Genomic DNA, 18,498 nt, shown 5'->3' with positions numbered 1-18,498 from the left:
CGTCAGCGTGCGGCGGCACGAACGTCGGCGTCCTCGTCGGACCGCGCGAGTACCAGCAGCTCGGCGACAGTCGGATCGTCCGCCCACGGTCGGAGCGTCTGCACCGCTGCTTTGCGGACGTCGCCGTGCGGATCCGAGACGAGCGAGGCCAGCGCAGCAGCCGACTCGGGGCCCGGCGCGACGGCAAGACCGGTCGCGGCGCCCTTGCGGACCTGCCACGCGCTGTCCTTCAGCGCTTTGCGGAGCAGCGCACTGTCGACGTCGGCGTCGCCGAGTGTGGACAAAGCGGCGAGCGCGGCGGCGCGGACCAGCGGATCGACGTCGACTGCGAGTGTTCGCAGAGTCTCCACTCCCGCGCCGACCGTCTCCAGGCCCTGCGCCGCGACGACTCTGACTTCTCGGTCGGGGTCGGCGGCGGCGACGGAGATGGGTGCGTGGGCGTCCAACGACACGAGGCCCCGTATCGCTTCGATGCGGACCCGGTGGTGCCGGTCGTGCAGGAACCGACTGAAGAACTCGACGTCGGCGGCCTTCAGCGAGCGAAGCAGGTCGAGTACGCCTGCCCGGACGAGGTGATCGTGCGAGGCCGCGGCGACGGTCAGCGTGTCGACGAATTCGGGCTTGCCGGCGAGGACCTCCACCAGCTCGCGAAGCGCGTCGACGGCGGACCGGCGGACGCCCGCGTCGTCGTCCCCGAGCACCGCGGCGAGGGCCCTCTCGAATCCGTCCGGGGTGTGCTCGGTGAGGGTCGCGACGGCGGTCCGTCGGACCGGAGCGTCGGCGTCGTCGAGATATCCGGCGAGTTCGTCGAGTGTCGGCGCCTCCATCTGAACGAGCTCGGCGATCCGCGGTGACAGGGGCTCGCGAGGTGTGGGCGGCGCGCCGGGACTCGCGACCGGACGTGTCGACCCGACTGTAGACAATCCGTCGCGTGGACCGACGTGCACGGTCGGCTGCTCGATCGAGATCACCGCGCGGTCCTCCGGCGGCAGATGATCGAGGCCGTCGACCGGCACCAGATACGGGGCGACGGGACGCCCGAGGAACTCCATCTCACCCGTCGGAGACTTCCGCAGGTTCAAGTGGTAGCCCCACGCGGCGTCGTCACGTTCCGTCAGGTCGTCGCGCTGGTGATAGAGGCCCCACCGGCTCTCGGTGCGCGTCAGCGAACTCCGGGCCGCGAACTCGGCGCAGTCGCGGATGAACGTGACCTCCGCGCAGCGCATCAACTCATGGGGTGTCCGAGCCCCCATCTCCGCGATCTCGCTCTTCATGCGTTCGAACGTCTCGATGGCGATTCCGAGCTTGTTCGACGTCTTGGGCGGAGCGACGTAGTCGTTGACGAACCGGCGAAGCTTGTACTCCACCTGCGGCTGCGGGGGACCGTCCGGATTCCGCAGCGGCCGGTAGATCAGTTCGTGAGCGTCCGCGATCTGCCCTGCAGGAAGTTCGGCGGGCGCCTCGACGTCCTTGGCCCGCTCACTGGCGTGGCGGCCGGTGAGCTCGCCGAACACGAAGGCGCCGATCATATAGTTGTGCGGGACGCATGCGAGGTCGCCCGCCGCGTAGAGCCCGTCGACCGAGGTCGCACCGTTCTCATCGACCCACACACCAGACGCCGAGTGTCCGCTGCACAACCCGATCTCGGAGACGTGCATCTCGATGTCATGCGTGTGATAGCTGTGACCGCGGTTGGCGTGGAACGTGCCGCGAGTCGGCCGTTCGGTGGTGTGCAGAATCGATTCGAGCGTGTTGATCGTCTCCGTGGGCAGATGAGACACCTTGAGATAGATCGGTCCGCGCGCGGAGTCGATCTCACGGACCACCTCGGTCATCATGTCGCCCGACCAGTAGTCGGAGTCGACGAACCGATCACCGTCAGCGTTCACCTGGTAGCCGCCGAACGGGTTGGCGACATAGGCGCAGGCCGGCCCGTTGTAGTCCTTGATCAGGGGATTGATCTGGAAGCACTCGATCCCGCTGAGTTCGGCGCCCGCGTGGTACGCCATCGAGTAGCCGTCGCCTGCGTTTGTCGGGTTCTCGTAGGTCCCGTACAGGTATCCCGATGCGGGGAGGCCGAGCCGACCGCACGGGCCGGTTGCAAGGATCACCGACTTCGCGGCGATCACGTAGAACTCACCGGTCCGCGTGTGCAGAGCCACGGCGCCGATGGCGCGTCCGTTCTCGGTGAGGACTCGTACAGGCATCAGGCGATTCTCGATGGTGATCTTCTCGCGCATGTCTCGTCGTCGGAGCACCCGGTAGAGAACCTTCTTGACGTCGCGTCCTTCCGGCATGGGCAGCACGTATGACCCGGACCTGTGCACTCGGCGCACCGCATACTCGCCGTACTCGTCCTTCTCGAACTTCACGCCGTACCGTTCGAGCCGCGAGATCATGCCGAAGCCCCGCGTCGCCGTCTGATAGACAGTCTTCTGATCCACGATCCCGTCGTTGGCGCGGGTGATCTCGGCGACGTAGTCCTCGGGTGTGGCCTTGCCCGGGATCACCGCGTTGTTGACGCCGTCCATGCCCATGGCGAGTGCTCCCGAGTGACGGACGTGCGCCTTCTCCAGCAGCAGGACTTGTGCGCCGTTCTCCGCCGCAGTGAGCGCCGCCATCGAACCCGCCGTGCCGCCACCGACCACGAGCACATCGCAGTCGAGTCGGATCGCGTCGGTGATGTCGGGGGCGCTGAACGCCTCGGCAGTGGTCGGGGTGGTCATGCGACGACCCTTTCTCTCAGAAGTGCACCGCTGGCGAGGGCGTCGGCCGCCTCGTCGCGAGCGGACTGGTTGGCGACGGACGCCGAGCGGGGGTGCGGCACGTCGACGATCCGGCGGATCCCGCGGCCCGCGTGATCGAGCACGACGATCCGGTCGCCGAGCAGCACGGCTTCGTCGATGTCGTGAGTGACGAATATGATGGTCGCCGGATGCGCGCGCAGTGTGCGGATCAACAGTTGCTGCATCGACTGCCGGGTCTGCGCGTCGAGGGCGCCGAAGGGTTCGTCCATGAGAACCGTGCGCGGTGCGCCGGCCAGGCCGCGTGCCAGTTGGACACGCTGCCGCATCCCTCCGGACAGTTCGCGCGGCAGATGATCCGCGAACTCGTCGAGACCGATCTCGTCGATCCACCGATTCGCCTCTGCGGAGCGCTCGGCCCGTGGCACTCCGCGCAGGCCCAGTGCGAGCGTGATGTTCCGGCGGACTGTCCGCCAGGGATGCAGCGCGTCGTCCTGGAAGACCATCGCGCGGTCCCTCGACGTTCCCACAACGGGCTCGCCGTCCGCTGTGATGGCGCCGCCGTCGATGGGGCGCAGTCCTGCGACAGCGCGCAACAATGTCGACTTTCCGCAGCCGGACGGGCCGGTGACGACCAGGATCTGACCTGCCGGATCGCCAGTGAGAGTCGATCGACGACGATCCGGTCGCCGTGGCGCAACGTGAGGCCGTTGATGTCGATTGCCGTGCTCATGAGGGCCTCTCTCCTCGAGGAAGCCAGCCGGTGACCCGGCGGCCGATCAGTTCGATGGCGCCCGATGTGAAGGCGCCGAGGGCGGCGATCGTGAACATTCCGACGAAGACACCCGGGTAGTCGACCACCGTGTAGCTCTGCCAGGTCTGGTACCCGATTCCGAGACGGCCGGAGATCATCTCCGCCGAGATCAGGCAGATCCAGGCGACGCCGATTCCGACGGACAGACCGCCGAACACCCCTGGCGTTATGCCGGGCAGGATCACTCGGAGCACAACGTCACGTCGTGTCCCGCCCATGGTCAGCACCGACTCCTCCCAGATCGTCGGGAGTGCTCTGACCGCGTGCCGCGTCGACACGACGATCGGGAACAGGGCGGCGACGAAGGTGATGAACACCATTCCCGCCTCATCGCTCGGGAACACCAGGATCGCTATCGGTACCAGGGCGATCGCCGGGATCGGTCGCGCCAACTCGGTCAGGGTGCCGAGGGTGTCACCCGCGAGCCTGGACCTGCCGAGCGCGATTCCGAGCGGTACACCGACGCCGCCGGCGAGGATGAAGCCCGTACCGATCCGGACGAGTGACTGCCCGATGTCGAGGTAGTAGGCGCGTGTTCCGAGGCGGTCGCCCCACGCGTCGAGGACCTCGATCGGCGACGGGACGGTGTCGAAGTGCAACCAGAGAACGACGTTGTTGGCCGCCAGGAGCTGCCAGACGCTCACGGCGACCAGGACTGCCGAGATCCGCAGCGCCCAGCGTCCCGCGTCGCGCAGGCCCACCGCGGTCGCCGTCCGCCGGGCGGAGACGGCCGAGGCAGTCACGACTGAACCTGTGCGAGAGCCTCGGCGTACGTCACAGGCGTGGCGGTCGGGTGGGTGGACCTCCAGGCGGCTGCGTTGTCTGCGGTGGTGAATGCGTGGAACACGCCGCCGTCCTTGAGCCAGACAGCGTGGTCCGCGAACCACCGGGTGCCGACGAGGGCGTCGGTGATGTACGCGGCCGTCACGGTCTTCTTAGCAACGCGCGCTGCTCGGACCAGGCGCAGGACTGCGGTCGCGTCGTCGACCTTGGTCGTCGTCGAACCCGAGTACCACACTTCGCCGACCGCCGTGGAATCGTTGCCGGTGCGGGCCAGGAGCGCCGGGTAGTCAGTGCCCGTCGCGCCGGCCGCTGCGCGCAGCGGCTTGTCGTCGACGAAGGTTCCGAGGTCGACGGGGTTCGGGAACTTGCCGATCGACTCGAGATACGGCGTGTCGGCAGTCAGCGCGTCGACCAGGTTCGGCTTGAGCGCCGGGTTGAAGTCGGTGCCTCCGGGGCCGTTGTAGAGGTACACCACCTCGGCGGGGAGGCCACTCGCTTCGGCGACCTCACGCGCTGCCTCGAGGGGATCTCTGACCAGAGCCTTCGTCGCGTCCAACTGTGCTTGAAGGAACGCCTCGACCACGTCGGGATTGTCCTTGGCGAAAGCGTTGCGTGTGATGGTGCCGTGGAGGGTGGGACGGCCGGACTGCGCGCCGTCGTAGATCAGCTTGGCCTTGTTCTGGAAGACGAGGAGACCGGGCCATGCGACGAACTGGGCGAGGGCGTCGACCTTTCCGCTCTCCAGGGCCGATGCGCCGACTTGCGGCTGCTGGTTGCTGACCTCGACGTCGTCGACGGGGATGTGGGCATTCGACAAGCCGGCCAGCAGAGTGCCGTGACCTGCGGACCCGACACTCGCCGACACCCGCTTGCCGCCGAGGTCGCGGATCGACGAGATCGGTGAATCGGGTGCGGTGACCACCATGTTCAGTGATCCCTTCGGCGATGACCCGGTCACCGACAGGATCGATGTGGCAGTCGCCGGGTTGCCGTTGGCGCGTGAGCCGTTGATGAGCAACGGGTAATCACCCATCGAGCCGAGGTCGATCTTGCCCGCGATCATGCCCGTGGTGATCGGCGCGCCCGTGTCGTAGTCCTCCCACCGCACGGTGTACTTCGTGCCGGTTCGCTTCGTGACGTCGTCGAGCCTGCGTTCGAAGTCTCCGCGCGAACGAAGCAGCGTGCCCGCGGTGACTGTGTTGATCGTCTTCGACTGATAGCCGACGACCACGACCGTCGAATCGCCGTCGGCTTCGGGAGAGAGTGAGCAGGCAGCCGTGGACGCGGCGATCAAGGCGGCGACGGCGGCCGCGACGGCAGGACGAAATCTTGGCATGGGAGACCTCGGGGCTGTGAGGGGAGCGGTTGGAGAACGTACGGTGCGCGTCAGCGCAGCAGATAGGGCATGTTGACGGTGACTGCGCCGGTGGGGCACCGGATGGCGCACGGGCCGCAGTACCAGCATTCGTCGACGTGCATGAAGGCCTTGCCGGACTCGGGATTGATGGCGAGGGAGTCGAGGGGACAGACCTCGACGCAGAGGGTGCAGCCGTCGATGCACAGCGACTCGTCGATCGTCACCGGCACATCAGTGCGGTTGTTGACAAGGCTCATCGGGAATCTCCGATCAAAGGGATGGTCGTTGGTGTGTCGCGGAATGCGGTGGCGTGCAGACTGATCCGGTCACTTCGTATCCGCAGGTACTCGAGATCGACGGGGCGAGCGTTCTGCCCGAGGCGAGTGAGCCGTTCCATGAGGAGGACGGCGGTACCGGGCGGGACGTCGAGGTTGGCCGCAGAGTGCGGATCGGCGTTGGCTGCCTCGACACTCTGCTCGGCCGAATGGAGGCGCTCGCCGGACACCACTTCGAGCAGGACGAAGACGTCTGTGTTCTCGATGTCGTGATCGAGGAGGGGTATCCCGACGTCGGGCGTCAGATACGTGAGGTCGAGGCTGACGGGTTCGTCGTCGAGGTAGCGGAGTCGTTCGATGTACACCACGTCGTCTCCCGGCGTGAGGTGCAGGCGATGAGCGACTGCGACCGGAGCGCGGAGCACCGTCGCGACGCGGATCTCGTTGCGGACGTCGCCGTGTCCGAGCAGGGTCTCTTTGAGTCCACGGAGTTCATCGATGCCGTGCTCGACTTTTCGGCGCACGACGTGAGTTCCGACCCGTGGTGCCCGATCGATCTGGCCTTGAGCGGAGAGCAGACCGAGTGCGTCACGAACGGCGTTGCGGGACACGTCGAACTCCGCGGCCAACGCGTTCTCGTCGAGTGCACCGGTCCGGTCGCCTCGGTCGATCTCGCGCCGCAACACGTCGGCGACAACGCGTGCGTCGTCGGCCCGGCGTCGGCGGGGGTCAGTCGTGATCGGCATGGGAGGGAGCCTATGGGCGTTTCGACAGAGGTCCTGATGGACGGCGGGCACGTCGCTCGCGCCCCGCCGAACCCGCCATGCCGTGAGCCGGCCGGACACCGCATGAACTGCGGTTATCCGGATCGGTCAGGGTGATTGCGCCACCCGGCCGAGGTGGGCGCGAATTGAAGTCAGTGCGCGCGAAAGTCCGTCGGTCTCGGTAACGTCGACCCCATGAAGCGTGCTGGAACATGTGCGGTGATGGCGGCGGTCGGACTGCTCTTCACGGCCCACGCCGGATCGGCAGCGGCCGAACCGGCCGCGAACGTGCTGGGAGTACGGCTCGCGCCGGGCACTGCCGGATTGACGCCGCAGCTCGCGATCGCCTACACGGTGGCGCGCTCGGACGCGCAGCGGGCCGGGACACCCATGCACATCACGTCGGGCAAGCGCTCGTGGGGCGAACAGGACCGGATGTGGCGCGAGGGCGTCCGCCGCTACGGCAGTGCCGCCGCCGCGAGTAGGTGGGTGCTTCCTCCGTCGAGGTCGACCCATGTGACAGGCCGTGCGATCGACGTGGGACCGCGGCAGGGAGCCGCGTGGCTCGAACGGCACGGGTTTCGATACGGACTGTGTCGGACCTTCGACAATGAGTGGTGGCATTTCGAGTTCACCACGGTGCCCGGCGTCCGGTGCGGACCTCGCGTCCCGGACGCGAGTAAGCGCTAGGTGAGTGCGCGCCGCCGCTGAGGGTGGCATAGCGAGGTAGGCGATTCCCTCGCAGATGCGGCACGATGTAATGGTGCCCGAGAACGTGGTTTCCGAAGAAGTGACAGGCGAAGTCAGTGAGGTCGTCCAGGTGAGTGCCCCGGTCGAGTCCACCGATGACGGCCGTGCGTACCTGACGTACGAGCAGTTCGGCAGGCGCTTCTTCGAGGTCGCAGTGACCGAGGCTCGTATCGGTGCCGCTTTCACGGCGATCGCCGGTGAGGAGTTCCAGGTGGGCCCGATCGCCGCCGGGCCCGGTGGTGTGGTCAAGGTCCAGGCCAACGTCAAGATCGACGAGCCGGAGATCACCCGGCAAGTCGCGGACACGATCACGTTCACGGTGAAGCTTCCGCTGTCGATCGGTCTGGTCGTCGACCTCAAGGTCGACCGCATCCGTTACGACGTCGACGGTCTGGTCACGTTGCCGCTCGCCGTCCGGTGCGCCGAACCGCTCCAACTGCGTATCGAGGTCGAGACGCCTAGGCCGCGCGACGTCTTCGTCGACGTCGCTTCCCACAACATCCGCGGATCGATAATCCGCTACCTCGCGCAGGTCGACGACGAGATCCGGCGCGTGATCGCGCGCTTCGTCGCCGACGAGGTCGACAAGCCCGAGGTCAAGAAGGCACGACTCATCGATGTCGACGTGGAACTCGGCCGAGCATTCGAAGGGATGGCATAGGAATGGCAGAGCAGGGCACGTACGTCGAGGCGAACCAGCCGTACGAGCGGGACACGCGCTACATCGAGACGCGGATCACGCGTGACGGGGCAGACGGCTACCCGGTGGAGGCCGGCCGGTATCGCCTCGTCGTCTCCTACGCATGTCCGTGGGCGAACCGGACGATCATCGTCCGGCGTCTCCTCGGCCTGGAGAACGCGATCAGCATGGGCGTGTGCGGACCGACGCACGACAGTCGGTCGTGGACGTTCGACCTCGATCCGGGACACCTCGATCCGGTGCTGCAGATCCCGCGGCTGCAGGACGCCTACTTCGCCCGAGTCCCCGGCTACGAGAAGGGGATCACGGTGCCGGCGATCGTCGACGTTCCGACGGGAGCCGTCGTCACGAACAACTTCCCGCAGATGACCATCGACTTCTCGCTCGAGTGGACCGACTTCCACCGCGAGGGGGCGCCGGACCTGTACCCGGAAGATCTCCGGACCGAGATCGACGAGGTGAACAAACTCGTGTATCGCGACGTCAACAACGGCGTCTACCGGTGCGGATTCGCAGGCTCGCAGGAGTCGTACGACGCCGCCTATGATCAACTGTTCTCTCGCCTGGACTGGCTCAGCGATCGGCTGAAGACCCAGCGTTACCTCGTCGGCGACACGATCACCGAGGCCGACATCCGTCTCTTCACCACGCTCGCCCGGTTCGATCCGGTGTACCACGGCCACTTCAAATGCAACCGAGCGAAGCTGTCGGAGATGCCGGTGCTGTGGGCGTACGCTCGCGACTTGTTCCAGACGCCGGGCTTCGGAGATTCGACGAACTTCGACCACATCAAATCGCACTACTACGAGGTGCATCGCGACATCAACCCGTCGGGAATCGTCCCGAAGGGCCCCGACCTCGCGAACTGGGCCGATCCGCACGGCCGCGAAGCGCTCGGCGGTTCGCCCTTCGGCCGCGGCACCGCTCCGGCCCCGCTGGTCTAGCCTCTCCTGCTCCTTGAGCGGATCGTCCCCCTGCTCCTTGAGCGAGCGGATCGTTCCCCTGCTCCTTGAGCGAGCGGAGCGAGTCGAAAGGTCCTTTGCAGCAACACCTTTCGACTCGCAAGCTCGCTCAAGGAGCAGGAATGAGAGCTCGCTCAAGGAGCAGGTTGGCAGGTTCGCTCAAGGGGCAGGTCTGCCATCAGGCTTGCAGACCAACGCTGCACTCTTTGATGCAAACCGACGCTCAAACGACAAACGCGGCCTTCCTGAAGGCCGCGTTTGTCGTTGAGGGTCGCGGCGGCGAAAAGGCGTGCTTTGAGCGGCTCAAGAGATGCCGTGACCAGAGGGGACGTGCGGATTTGTGCTTGCTGTGGCGCGTGCCGTCGTCTTAGCGCATTTGGCAACGCTCCCGAAGGGAGTTGACGTGTCACACAGAAGACCGGCTCAACACCGTCGCGACCTTCATTGACAAACGCGGCCTCCATAGAGGCCGCGTTTGTCAATGAAGTGTCGATCTGTGTCGAGGAGCGCAGCGTTCGTCAGTGAGGGCCGCGAAGGCGTCAGACGAGCGCTTCGTCCTTGACCGGAACGTCGTCCTGCTTCAGCTTCTTGACGGCGGGAATGGCGAGGGTGATGGCGACGCCGACGAATGCGGCGATCGCACCGATCAGGAAGCACCACTTGAACGCGTCGTTCGTCGGGACCTCCTTGACGCCCAGCGTGAATGTGGAACTGGTCAGGATCACGGCCATGACGGCGGACGACAGGGTGGTGCCGATGGAACGCATCAGTCCGTTGAGGCCGACGGCCGCGCCCATCTCGGTCATCGGGACGGCGCCCATGATCAGAGTAGGCATGGCGGCGTAGCCGATACCGACACCCGCCGAACCGATCACCGAGGCGAGAGCCAACTGCCACGGCGCGTTCATCAGGAAGTAGGCGCACAGGTAGCCGACACCAAGGATGGTCGCGCCGACCGCGAGGGTCACTTTTGCGCCGAACTTGTTCATCATCGACGCCGACACGGGTGCGAACACCAGCATCATCAGTCCGCCGGGCGCCATCCACAGGCCGGCGTGCAGGATCGACTGCCCCATGCCGCCTGCGGCCTCAGGGAGCTCCATCAGCATCGGCATCACAACGGCCTGCGCCATCATGCCGAAGCCGACGGCGATCGCGGCCAGGTTCGTCAGGAGCACGGCCGGACGGGCAGTGGTCCGAAGGTCGACGAGCGGGCTGGACTGACGCAGTTCGAAGGCGCCCCAGACGAGCAGGACGGCGATGCCGCCGAGCAGGAATCCGAGGGTGGCGCCCGAGCCCCAGCCCCAGTCGTTGCCCTTGGTGATGGCGATGAGAGCGCTCGAGAGGCCGATTGTCAGGCCGATGGCTCCGATGCCGTCGAAGCGGCCGCCGACGGCGTCGTCGATGTGCGGGACGGCGAACTGGACGAGCAGTGCGACGACCACGGCGAGCCCTGCGGCCACCCAGAACAGGGCATGCCAGTCGAGATCTTGCGCGATCCAGGCCGACAGCGGCAATCCGATCGCGCCGCCGACGCCGAGGGTTGCGCTCATCGCGGAGACCGCGACGGCGGTCAGCCGTGGGGGAGTGACCTCACGCATCAGGCTGATGCCGACGGGGACGAAGCCCATTGCGAGGCCCTGTACGGCGCGGCCTGCGATCATCGGGATCAGTGATGTCGACAGCGCACAGATCAGTGAGCCGACGACCAGGAGGACGGCGCTCGCGAGGAGCACTCGCTGCTTGCCGAACATGTCGCCGAGGCGGCCCGCGATCGGCATCGCTACGGCTGCGGCCAGCAGTGTCGCCGTGATGATCCATGAGGCGTTGCCGATGCTGGTGCTCAGCAGGGTCGGCAGCTCGGGCTGGATCGGGATGATCAGGGTCTGCATGAGTGACGCCACGAGCCCGCCGAAGCAGAGCACTGCGACGACGAGGAGTGCCGAGCGGTTCTGCTCAGGCGACTCGTCAGGTGCGGTGTCGAGTGACATGGGTGTCCTTCTCCGTGGATCTGAGGGGTACTTCGATTAGACTATGCACGGTACATATGCACGATGCACATTCAAAATCGGGCATGTGGCATACTCGGCTGCGACATTCGCGGAGAGCGGGGTGGAGATGGCTGAAGAGGGAGTATGCGTGTTGTCGGAGGATGACGACTCGATCTGGTCGTCGCCGGTGTACCGCGGTCTGGTGGAAGAGCTTCTGCGCATGCGCAAGCGAAGGTCCGACGAACACAACGGTGCGATTCTCGACGGCTCTGCATTCAGCATTCTCTGGCAGCTGAACGACGGTCGTGGTCGAACCCTCCGTGAACTGACGGACGCGCTCGAACTCGAACAATCGACGGTCAACCGGCAGGTGAACGCCGCGATCAAGCGCGGCTACGTCGAACGGTATGAGGTGGAAGGTCAGGTCAGCCGATTGCACCGGCCCACGGAGGAGGGACGTCGTGCATTCGCGCACGACGGCCTCCTCCGCGCGCAGCGGCTCGACCGAGTGTTCTCCGATCTCGCGCCGGGAACACCCGAAGGCCTGCTCGCCCAGTTGAAGGCGTTCAACGACGCCTACGACCGCACACTCGCATCCGACGGCTGATGCTCGCACGCCATCACCGCGGCCGCGGAGATGGCTGACGCCTCCGCCGACTCGGCGGTGTGTCCGACACCCGCAGCCCATCGAGTGCCGGTGCCTGCCGTCCACTCGACGAGGACGACGGTCACGGTCAGGCCGTCGACGGTTGCACTCCTGGCATGCCGATCGACGACACCGACGGGTACGCCGTCGCCGTCGGACGTCCGCGTGTAGGTCGAGAGGAACAGCGTCCACAGTTCGGTGGCGGTCACTTCCGCGCCCGACCCGTCGGTATGCCGCTGCACGGCGGCGGCGAAATCGATCTCGAGGCGACGCGGCAAGGTCAGGCCTGCGGCCGACTCGATGAGATATCCGATCCCGCCCTTGCCGGACTGCGAGTTCACGCGGATCACCGCGTCGTATGAGCGACCGATGTCTGCGGGGTCGATGGGCAGATACGGCACCGCCCACGGGGCGTCGGATTCGGCGACGCCCCGGTCGGCGGCGTCACGGCTGTGCGCCGCGAAGCCCTTCCTGATCGCGTCCTGGTGAGTGCCGCTGAAGGCCGTGTGCACCAGGTCGCCGACATACGGGTGGCGCGGATGGATCTCGATTCCGTTCGCGCGCTCGACTACTCGCCGAATCCGGTCGATGTCGGAGAAGTCGATCTTCGGGTCGACGCCCTGCGCGTGCAGGTTGAGTGCCAGAGTGGCTATGTCGACGTTGCCGGTCCGTTCGCCGTTGCCGAAGATGCAGCCCTCCACTCGCTGGGCACCGGCGAGAACGGCGAGTTCGGCGCATGCGACGCCGGTGCCTCGGTCGTTGTGCGGGTGCACGGAGAGGATCACCGAGTCGCGCCGGGCCAGATTGTGGTGCATGTATTCGATCTGGTCGGCGTACACGTTCGGAGTGGCGATCTCGACGGTCGCCGGGAGGTTCAGGATCACGGGACGGTCCGGGGTCGCATCCCACAAGGTGGTCATCGTGTCGCAGATGTCGAGCACCACGTCGGGTTCGGTCAGGTTGAACACTTCGGGCGAGAACTCGAAACGGATGTTGTCTGCGTGGCCCGCGAACTCGAGCACGTCCTCGCCGCCTCGCACGATCAACCGCTTCAGGTCTTCCACGTCGCGCTGCAGGACCACATCGCGCCAGACCGGGGCGGTAGCGGTGTACATGTGGATCGCAACGTCACTCGTGATGCCCGCGACGGACTGCACCGTTCGCTCGATCAAGTCGCGGCGCGCGGGTGTGAAGACGACGATCGTCACATCGTCGGGAATCAGCCGCTGCTCGGCGAGCAGCCGGACGAAGTCGAAGTCTGTGGCGGACGCCGACGGGTACCCGACCTCGATCTCCTTGTAGCCGATGGAGATCATCAACTCGAAGAACTCCCGCTTGCGTGAGGGGTCCATCGGTTCGGGCAGTGCTTGGTTGCCGTCGCGGAGGTCGACCGGTACCCAGAGGGGCGCCTCGGTGATCCTATTGGACGGCCACGTCCGGTCGACGAGGGGAACGTCGACGCGATCGAACACGTCGCGGTAGCGGTGGGACGGCATCGGGGACGGTTGCTGGCGATTCATTGGGTGAGCCTTCTTCTGCGAGACCTTCAGACCGGCGCGTGAACCCCACGGAGAGTCGCCGGTCTGGGATCAGGACTCGCCGTGGCGGAGAAGGAGGAGAAGGCTCGAACGCATGGCTACAATGTAACAGAAGTTGTCAGACAAGTAGAGGTGTCCCAGTGACTCAAAGGGTGACGAGAATGCCGTTGGCCGACCAGGCCGCCGCGCTCCTTCTTGATCGAGTCCGTGGTGGAGAGTGGGCACTCGGAGCGAAACTCCCAGGTGAAACCACTCTCGCCGCGCAACTGGGGGTCGGGCGATCCACTGTTCGAGAGGCGATCAGGCAACTCGCGGGTCGTGGTGTCCTCACCAGCAGGCAGGGGGCCGGAGTGTTCGTTGCGGCACTCGACGCCGCCGAGGACCGAGCCGAAGTCCTACGCCGTGCATCGATCGTCGCGGTGATCGAGGCGCGAGTGGCCATCGAGGCGGAAGCCGCCGCCCTCGCCGCGGGTCGTCGGACCCCGGCACAGATGCGGGAGATCCGCCGGACCCTGGCAGCACGCGCCGAGGCCGTTCACGACGCGGCCGCGCACATCGACGCCGACCTCGCGTTCCACCGCGCCGTTGTCGCTGCGGCCGGGAACCCCGTTCTGACCGACCTGTACGACCTGTCCACGCCGCGCATGAGGGAGTCGATGATCGACATGCTGGCGATCGCCGGGCATTTCGGTTCCGACGCAGACCATGCCGCTCACGTCGTCCTCGCCGACGCCGTCGCCGAGCGCCGGGTGAAGGACGCCGCCCGCGCCAGCCGTGAACACCTGACCGCCTTGAAGGAGGCCCTGTCATGACCGCTGACCCTGAAATCGCCTCCGGTACCGAGGCAGGCGATGTTCTGGTGCTCTCGCAGGTGACGTTCCGGCGGGACGGCAGAGAGATCCTGCACGGCATCGACCTCACAGTCCGCGCGGGTGAGCACTGGGCGCTCCTCGGGCCGAACGGTGCGGGTAAAACGACGATCGTCGGGTTCTGTGCGGCGCAGACCCACCCGACGACCGGGACTGTCGACGTCCTCGGTAAGCGGCTGGGCCGTGTCGACATGCAGGAACTCCGCCGACACATCGGCCACGTGAATCCGCGTCATCCGTTGCGGTCGCCGCTGAGCGTCGTCGATGTGGTCCTCACCGGTATCACCGGAACCATCGACACGCCGATGAGGTGGACGCCCACCACTGAGCAGATCGACCGCGCGCACGCGCTGATCGACGACGTCGGACTCGGTGAACGGCGCGCGAGCACGTGGCCGACGATGTCGCAGGGGGAACGAGGCAGGGCGCTGGTGGCTCGGGCGCTTGCAGGCGATCCGGAGCTGCTGCTGCTGGACGAGCCCACAACCGGCCTCGACGTCGCCGCGCGCGAACAGCTCCTCGAGACGATAGACGGGTTGGCCGTCACCGCGCCCGACGTCGCATCCATTCTGGTCACTCATCATTTGGAGGAGTTGCCAGAATCGACGAGCCATGCACTCGTGATCGCGCACGGCGCTCAGGTGGCCTCCGGCCGTGTCGGCGACGTCGTGACAAGTGAGATCATCAGTCGGGCTTTCGAGCACCCGATCACGGTCGGCCACGACGCCGGCCGCTGGTCCGCGCGTGCGGTCAGGGCTCGAGAAGCACCTTGATCGCGGTGCGCTGATCCATCGCACGGTACCCGTCGGCCGCCTGCTCCAGCGGAAGCGTCAGGTCGAACACCTTGCCTGGATCGATGGTGCGTCGTGCGATGCGGTCCAACAGGTCGGGCAGGAAACGGCGGACCGGAGCCGGGCCGCCGTGCAGATGGACGGTGGAATAGAACAGTTTGTCTCCGGGCAGCTCCACGCCGTGCGAGACACCCACGTAGCCGACGTGGCCTCCCGGTCGGGTCGATCGGATCGCCTGCATCATCGACTCCTGAGTGCCGACCGCCTCGATCACCGAATGCGCGCCGAGGCCGTGGGTGAGTTCCTTGATCGCCGAGACTCCGTCCCGTCCTCGTTCGGCGACGATGTCTGTTGCGCCGAACTGGCGCGCGAGCTCCTGACGATCGGCGTGGCGGCTCATCGCGATGATCCGTTCGGCACCTAGCTCTCGTGCTGCGAGCACGCCGAGGAGGCCGACGGCGCCGTCGCCGACCACGGCCACGGTCGATCCGGGTTTCACATCGGCCGCGACGGCTGCGAACCACCCGGTGCCGAGCACGTCGGACGCTGCGAGGTACGCCGGGACGAGGTCCGCGTCCGGCGCCTCGGCGGTGGCGACGAGCGTGCCGTCGGCGAGCGGGATCCGCGCGTACTCGGACTGTGTCCCGATGCCGCCCATGCCGTGGACCTGCACACACCTGGACTGATACCCGGCCTGGCAGATCTCGCAAGTGTTGTCCGACGCCATGAAGGAGCCGACTACGAAGTCACCCGGTTTCACGGTTGTGACCGCTGAGCCGACCTCCTCGACGTAGCCGACGTACTCGTGACCCATCGGTGCGTCGTGGACGTCGTTGGCACCGCGATACGGCCACAGGTCCGACCCGCAGATGCACGTGGCCGCGACTTTGATGATCGCGTCCGTCGGTTCGACGATCACCGGGTCGGGCCGGTCGACGACGGACACCTGGCCTGGGGCATTCATGATCACTCCGCGCATGCAGTCCACACTAGTGACTTCACGGTGCCGCCGCCCGGGGGAATAGATCGCTACGGGGCGGTGTTGCACAACGCTGGACGATGAGGAGAGTGCAGGCGTGAGACGCGGGAGTTCGACGATGTTCGCCTCCCTCTCCGTACCCAATTTCCGTACCTACGTCACCGGGGCGTTCGTGTCCAACATCGGGACGTGGGTTCAGCGCGTCGCTCAGGACTGGTTGGTCCTTCAACTCTCGAACGGCTCAGCGGTCGCTGTCGGCATCACAACGGCGCTCCAGTTCCTTCCGGCACTGCTGCTGTCGCCGGTTGGAGGTCTTCTCGCCGACCGCTTCGACAAGCGCAGGCTGCTCATGGCCACTCAGTCGTGGATGGCGGTGTCCGCGCTGATCCTTGGCGCATTGGCGGTCGCGGGGGACGCGACCACGATGCACGTGTACGTGTTGGCGTTCGTGTTCGGCATCGGCTCCGCGCTCGACGTTCCGGCCCGGCAGGCGTTCGTCTCGGAGATGGTCGGCGCGGACCGGCTCACCAACGCGATCGGCCTCAACAGTTCCGCGTTCAACGCGGCCCGGCTCATCGGACCAGGCGTTGCGGGACTCGTCATCGCCGCCTTCGGCAGCGGGTGGGCGATCCTCACCAACGGCGTCAGCTATGTCGCGTTCCTGCTGGCGCTCGTCCTCCTCGACGAGTCGAAACTTGTTCGAAGCGAGCCGCTCCCACGGGCCAAAGGCCAAGTGAGGGAGGGCTTCAGATACGTCGCACGGCGCGCCGACCTCCTGATCGCGCTCGGGGTCGGTTTTGCTGTCGGCACCTTCGGCATGAACTTTCAGATGACAAACGCTCTGATGGTTCGCAACGAGTTCGGACTGGGAGCCCAGACCTACGGTGTCCTCGGTTCCGTGCTAGGCATCGGATCGCTGCTCGGAGCGCTTCTCGCGGCCCGTCGGAAGGCTGCCCCGAGTCTGAAGTTCGTCGTCGGCTCGTCGCTGGTGTTCGCCGTGCTCATCGGAGTCTCCGGTGCGGCGCCCACCTACCTCCTGTACGCGATCACCCTGCCGCTGGTCGGACTGTCCGCACTGATCACCCTCACGTCGACCAACATGTACGTGCAGACCAGTGTGGATCCGCAGGTCCGCGGGCGCGTGATGGCCTTGTACATCACGGTCCTGATGGGCGGTACACCGATCGGTTCACCGCTTCTCGGGTTGCTCGCTGAATGGCTCGGCCCTCGTGCGCCCCTGATCGGCGGCGCGCTGGTACAGGCGAGCATGATCGTCGTCGTTGTCGTTCTGGTACGGCGGTTCGGCGCGGCGGCGAGTACCGATCAGACGCCGACGACGCCGGAGGAGATCCACTCGGCGGACACCGCGGCGGGATAGCCGAGTTCGTCCAGCAGGGCACGCGTGTGCTGTCCAAGAGCCGGGACGTCGCCCATGGCGAGTTCAACGTCGGCAAAGCCCATCGGAGGCAGTAGCGCCCGAACCGGCCCGACGGGAGTGCCGATCGTGCGCCAGCGCTCGCGTTCGGCCAGCTGCGGGTGATTCACCAGCCCTGCGACATCGTTGACGACGGCTGACGGTATGCCTGCGGCGTCGAGTCGTGTCGTGAGGTCGGTCCCCGTGAACCGAATGGTCTCGGCGGCCACCGCGGAGTCGCACTCTACCCGGTGAGCCACGCGGTCGGTGTTGGTGACGAACCGGGGATCGTCGGCGACATCAGGACGGCCGAACACGCCGCTCATCAACGCCTGCCATCCGCGGTCGTTCTGCACCCCGATCAGGAGACGACCGTCTGCCGTCGGGAACGAGTCGTAGGGGACGATCGCCGCGTGCCCGAGTCCGTGCCGCTGAGTCTGTCGCCCGGTGTGCATCTGGATGTACATGGGGTGGCCGATCCACTCGGCTGTCGCATCGAACATCGAAACGTCGACAACACCGCCGCGGCCGGTTCGGGACCGCCGGAACAAGGCAGCGAGGATCGACTGCGCGAGGTAGAGGCCTGCTGCTATGTCGGACGCAGGCACTCCGGTCTTGGCGGGTTCGGTTGGACTGCCGGTCAGCGAGACCAATCCGGTCTCGGCCTGGATCAGCAGGTCGTACGCCTTCCGGTCGCGGTATGGACCGGACGTGCCGTAGCCGCTGATGCTCGCGGTGATCAGGGCGGGATCGGCAGTCGCGAGCTCGGCGGGGTCGAGCCCGAGCCGCGCGGCCGCTCCTGGGGCCGAGTTCTGCACGAAGACGTCGGCGCGGGTCACGAGTTCCCTGGCGATCGTCAGGCCCTCTGCCGACTTGAGGTCGAGGGCGATCGACTCCTTGCCTCGATTGAGCCACACGAAGTGACTCGCCATACCGTCGACAGCCGTGTCGTAGTTGCGCGCGAAGTCGCCCTCACCGACACGTTCGATCTTGATCACGCGGGCGCCGAGATCGGCGAGATGACGCGTTGCGAGGGGAGCGGCCACCGCCTGCTCCAGGGAGACCACGGTGATGCCCACAAGAGGGAGTTCCGACATGCCGCCCACGTTAGGCCATGTCTC

16 protein-coding genes and 1 pseudogene are annotated in these 18,498 nt (G+C 66.4%); 7 read left to right on the top strand and 10 right to left on the bottom strand.

The window, feature by feature from the left end; genetic code table 11:
• Positions 1-2: 2 nt before the first annotated feature.
• The 6 genes and pseudogenes from JVX90_RS09145 to JVX90_RS09120 all read right to left on the bottom strand — a co-directional run bounded on the left by JVX90_RS09145 (position 3) and on the right by JVX90_RS09120 (position 6,719).
• Positions 3-2,726, bottom strand: a complete 2,724-nt coding sequence (locus tag JVX90_RS09145) for a fumarate reductase/succinate dehydrogenase flavoprotein subunit (protein WP_205332024.1) — start codon at positions 2,724-2,726, stop codon at positions 3-5.
• Positions 2,723-3,477: pseudogene (locus JVX90_RS09140) on the bottom strand (ABC transporter ATP-binding protein). The gene JVX90_RS09145 and the pseudogene JVX90_RS09140 overlap by 4 nt, the downstream one beginning before the upstream one ends.
• On the bottom strand, positions 3,474-4,259 hold the full coding sequence (locus JVX90_RS09135) for an ABC transporter permease (RefSeq protein ID WP_240194163.1): 786 nt from the start codon (positions 4,257-4,259) through the stop codon (positions 3,474-3,476). Before JVX90_RS09135 ends, JVX90_RS09140 begins: the two are co-directional and overlap by 4 nt.
• A 38-nt stretch (positions 4,260-4,297) precedes the next feature.
• Positions 4,298-5,677, bottom strand: coding sequence for an ABC transporter substrate-binding protein (locus JVX90_RS09130; RefSeq protein WP_205332022.1), 1,380 nt, complete (start codon positions 5,675-5,677; stop codon positions 4,298-4,300).
• A 50-nt stretch (positions 5,678-5,727) separates the two neighbouring features.
• Positions 5,728-5,955: a ferredoxin family protein gene (locus tag JVX90_RS09125; protein WP_205332021.1), complete on the bottom strand. Its 228-nt coding sequence runs from the start codon at positions 5,953-5,955 to the stop codon at positions 5,728-5,730.
• Positions 5,952-6,719, bottom strand: coding sequence for a GntR family transcriptional regulator (locus tag JVX90_RS09120; RefSeq protein WP_205332020.1), 768 nt, complete (start codon positions 6,717-6,719; stop codon positions 5,952-5,954). The genes JVX90_RS09125 and JVX90_RS09120 overlap by 4 nt, the downstream gene beginning before the upstream one ends.
• A 240-nt stretch (positions 6,720-6,959) precedes the next feature.
• On the opposite strand from JVX90_RS09120, the gene JVX90_RS09115 reads away from it, so the two are divergent.
• The 3 genes from JVX90_RS09115 (at position 6,960) to JVX90_RS09105 (ending at position 9,131) form a co-directional block, all read left to right on the top strand.
• The gene (locus tag JVX90_RS09115; protein WP_205332356.1) at positions 6,960-7,427 is read left to right on the top strand and encodes a M15 family metallopeptidase; all 468 of its coding nucleotides are present in this window, start codon (positions 6,960-6,962) and stop codon (positions 7,425-7,427) included.
• Between the two features lie 130 nt (positions 7,428-7,557).
• Positions 7,558-8,148, top strand: a complete 591-nt coding sequence (locus tag JVX90_RS09110) for a hypothetical protein (protein ID WP_205332019.1) — start codon at positions 7,558-7,560, stop codon at positions 8,146-8,148.
• A gap of 2 nt (positions 8,149-8,150) precedes the next feature.
• On the top strand, positions 8,151-9,131 hold the full coding sequence (locus tag JVX90_RS09105; protein WP_205332018.1) for a glutathione S-transferase C-terminal domain-containing protein: 981 nt from the start codon (positions 8,151-8,153) through the stop codon (positions 9,129-9,131).
• 557 nt (positions 9,132-9,688) lie between these two features.
• Here JVX90_RS09105 and JVX90_RS09100 read toward each other — a convergent pair.
• A complete protein-coding gene (locus JVX90_RS09100) occupies positions 9,689-11,140 on the bottom strand; it encodes an MFS transporter (RefSeq protein ID WP_205332017.1) in 1,452 nt (483 codons plus the stop codon).
• A 127-nt stretch (positions 11,141-11,267) separates the two neighbouring features.
• Between JVX90_RS09100 and JVX90_RS09095 the strand changes: the two genes are divergently transcribed.
• Positions 11,268-11,747 carry a MarR family winged helix-turn-helix transcriptional regulator gene (locus JVX90_RS09095; RefSeq protein WP_205332354.1) on the top strand — a complete coding sequence of 160 codons (480 nt, stop codon included), beginning with the start codon at positions 11,268-11,270 and terminating at the stop codon, positions 11,745-11,747.
• Here JVX90_RS09095 and JVX90_RS09090 read toward each other — a convergent pair.
• Positions 11,717-13,306 (bottom strand): 2-isopropylmalate synthase, encoded by a 1,590-nt coding sequence (locus JVX90_RS09090; protein ID WP_240194116.1) that lies wholly within the window; start codon positions 13,304-13,306, stop codon positions 11,717-11,719. The genes JVX90_RS09095 and JVX90_RS09090 overlap by 31 nt on opposite strands.
• Positions 13,307-13,485: 179 nt before the next feature.
• Here JVX90_RS09090 and JVX90_RS09085 point away from each other — a divergent pair, with 179 nt between their 5' ends.
• On the top strand, positions 13,486-14,136 hold the full coding sequence (locus JVX90_RS09085) for an FCD domain-containing protein (RefSeq protein WP_240194115.1): 651 nt from the start codon (positions 13,486-13,488) through the stop codon (positions 14,134-14,136).
• Entirely contained in the window at positions 14,133-14,966 is an 834-nt protein-coding gene (locus JVX90_RS09080; RefSeq protein WP_205332015.1) for an ATP-binding cassette domain-containing protein, read from the top strand. The genes JVX90_RS09085 and JVX90_RS09080 overlap by 4 nt, the downstream gene beginning before the upstream one ends.
• On the opposite strand, the gene JVX90_RS09075 is transcribed toward JVX90_RS09080, so the two are convergent.
• Complete coding sequence (locus JVX90_RS09075; protein WP_205332014.1) at positions 14,944-15,963, bottom strand: zinc-dependent alcohol dehydrogenase family protein; 1,020 nt, start codon at positions 15,961-15,963, stop codon at positions 14,944-14,946. The genes JVX90_RS09080 and JVX90_RS09075 overlap by 23 nt on opposite strands.
• Before the next feature lie 118 nt (positions 15,964-16,081).
• Between JVX90_RS09075 and JVX90_RS09070 the strand changes: the two genes are divergently transcribed.
• Complete coding sequence (locus tag JVX90_RS09070; RefSeq protein ID WP_205332353.1) at positions 16,082-17,341, top strand: MFS transporter; 1,260 nt, start codon at positions 16,082-16,084, stop codon at positions 17,339-17,341.
• On the opposite strand, the gene JVX90_RS09065 is transcribed toward JVX90_RS09070, so the two are convergent.
• Positions 17,287-18,474 (bottom strand): CaiB/BaiF CoA-transferase family protein, encoded by a 1,188-nt coding sequence (locus tag JVX90_RS09065; protein WP_205332013.1) that lies wholly within the window; start codon positions 18,472-18,474, stop codon positions 17,287-17,289. The two genes, JVX90_RS09070 and JVX90_RS09065, sit on opposite strands and share 55 nt — an antisense overlap.
• Positions 18,475-18,498: the final 24 nt, after the last annotated feature.

The organism is Gordonia sp. PDNC005, from assembly GCF_016919385.1.
Classification (GTDB): Bacteria; Actinomycetota; Actinomycetes; order Mycobacteriales; family Mycobacteriaceae; genus Gordonia.
The sequence above is the reverse complement of the archived record's forward strand: the minus strand, read 5'-3'. Positions and strand labels throughout refer to the sequence as shown.

Excerpts from the sequence above, each read along its gene's own strand:
- JVX90_RS09085 (WP_240194115.1), top strand. The coding sequence starts at position 13,486 with ATGCCGTTGGCCGACCAGGCCGCCGCGCTCCTTCTTGATCGAGTCCGT.
- JVX90_RS09070 (WP_205332353.1), top strand. The coding sequence starts at position 16,082 with ATGTTCGCCTCCCTCTCCGTACCCAATTTCCGTACCTACGTCACCGGG.
- JVX90_RS09125 (WP_205332021.1), bottom strand. The coding sequence starts at position 5,955 with ATGAGCCTTGTCAACAACCGCACTGATGTGCCGGTGACGATCGACGAG.
- JVX90_RS09105 (WP_205332018.1), top strand. The coding sequence starts at position 8,151 with ATGGCAGAGCAGGGCACGTACGTCGAGGCGAACCAGCCGTACGAGCGG.
- JVX90_RS09130 (WP_205332022.1), bottom strand. The coding sequence starts at position 5,677 with ATGCCAAGATTTCGTCCTGCCGTCGCGGCCGCCGTCGCCGCCTTGATC.
- JVX90_RS09120 (WP_205332020.1), bottom strand. The coding sequence starts at position 6,719 with ATGCCGATCACGACTGACCCCCGCCGACGCCGGGCCGACGACGCACGC.
- JVX90_RS09075 (WP_205332014.1), bottom strand. The coding sequence starts at position 15,963 with ATGCGCGGAGTGATCATGAATGCCCCAGGCCAGGTGTCCGTCGTCGAC.
- JVX90_RS09090 (WP_240194116.1), bottom strand. The coding sequence starts at position 13,306 with ATGAATCGCCAGCAACCGTCCCCGATGCCGTCCCACCGCTACCGCGAC.
- JVX90_RS09100 (WP_205332017.1), bottom strand. The coding sequence starts at position 11,140 with ATGTCACTCGACACCGCACCTGACGAGTCGCCTGAGCAGAACCGCTCG.
- JVX90_RS09095 (WP_205332354.1), top strand. The coding sequence starts at position 11,268 with ATGGCTGAAGAGGGAGTATGCGTGTTGTCGGAGGATGACGACTCGATC.
- JVX90_RS09115 (WP_205332356.1), top strand. The coding sequence starts at position 6,960 with ATGGCGGCGGTCGGACTGCTCTTCACGGCCCACGCCGGATCGGCAGCG.
- JVX90_RS09065 (WP_205332013.1), bottom strand. The coding sequence starts at position 18,474 with ATGTCGGAACTCCCTCTTGTGGGCATCACCGTGGTCTCCCTGGAGCAG.
- JVX90_RS09145 (WP_205332024.1), bottom strand. The coding sequence starts at position 2,726 with ATGACCACCCCGACCACTGCCGAGGCGTTCAGCGCCCCCGACATCACC.
- JVX90_RS09080 (WP_205332015.1), top strand. The coding sequence starts at position 14,133 with ATGACCGCTGACCCTGAAATCGCCTCCGGTACCGAGGCAGGCGATGTT.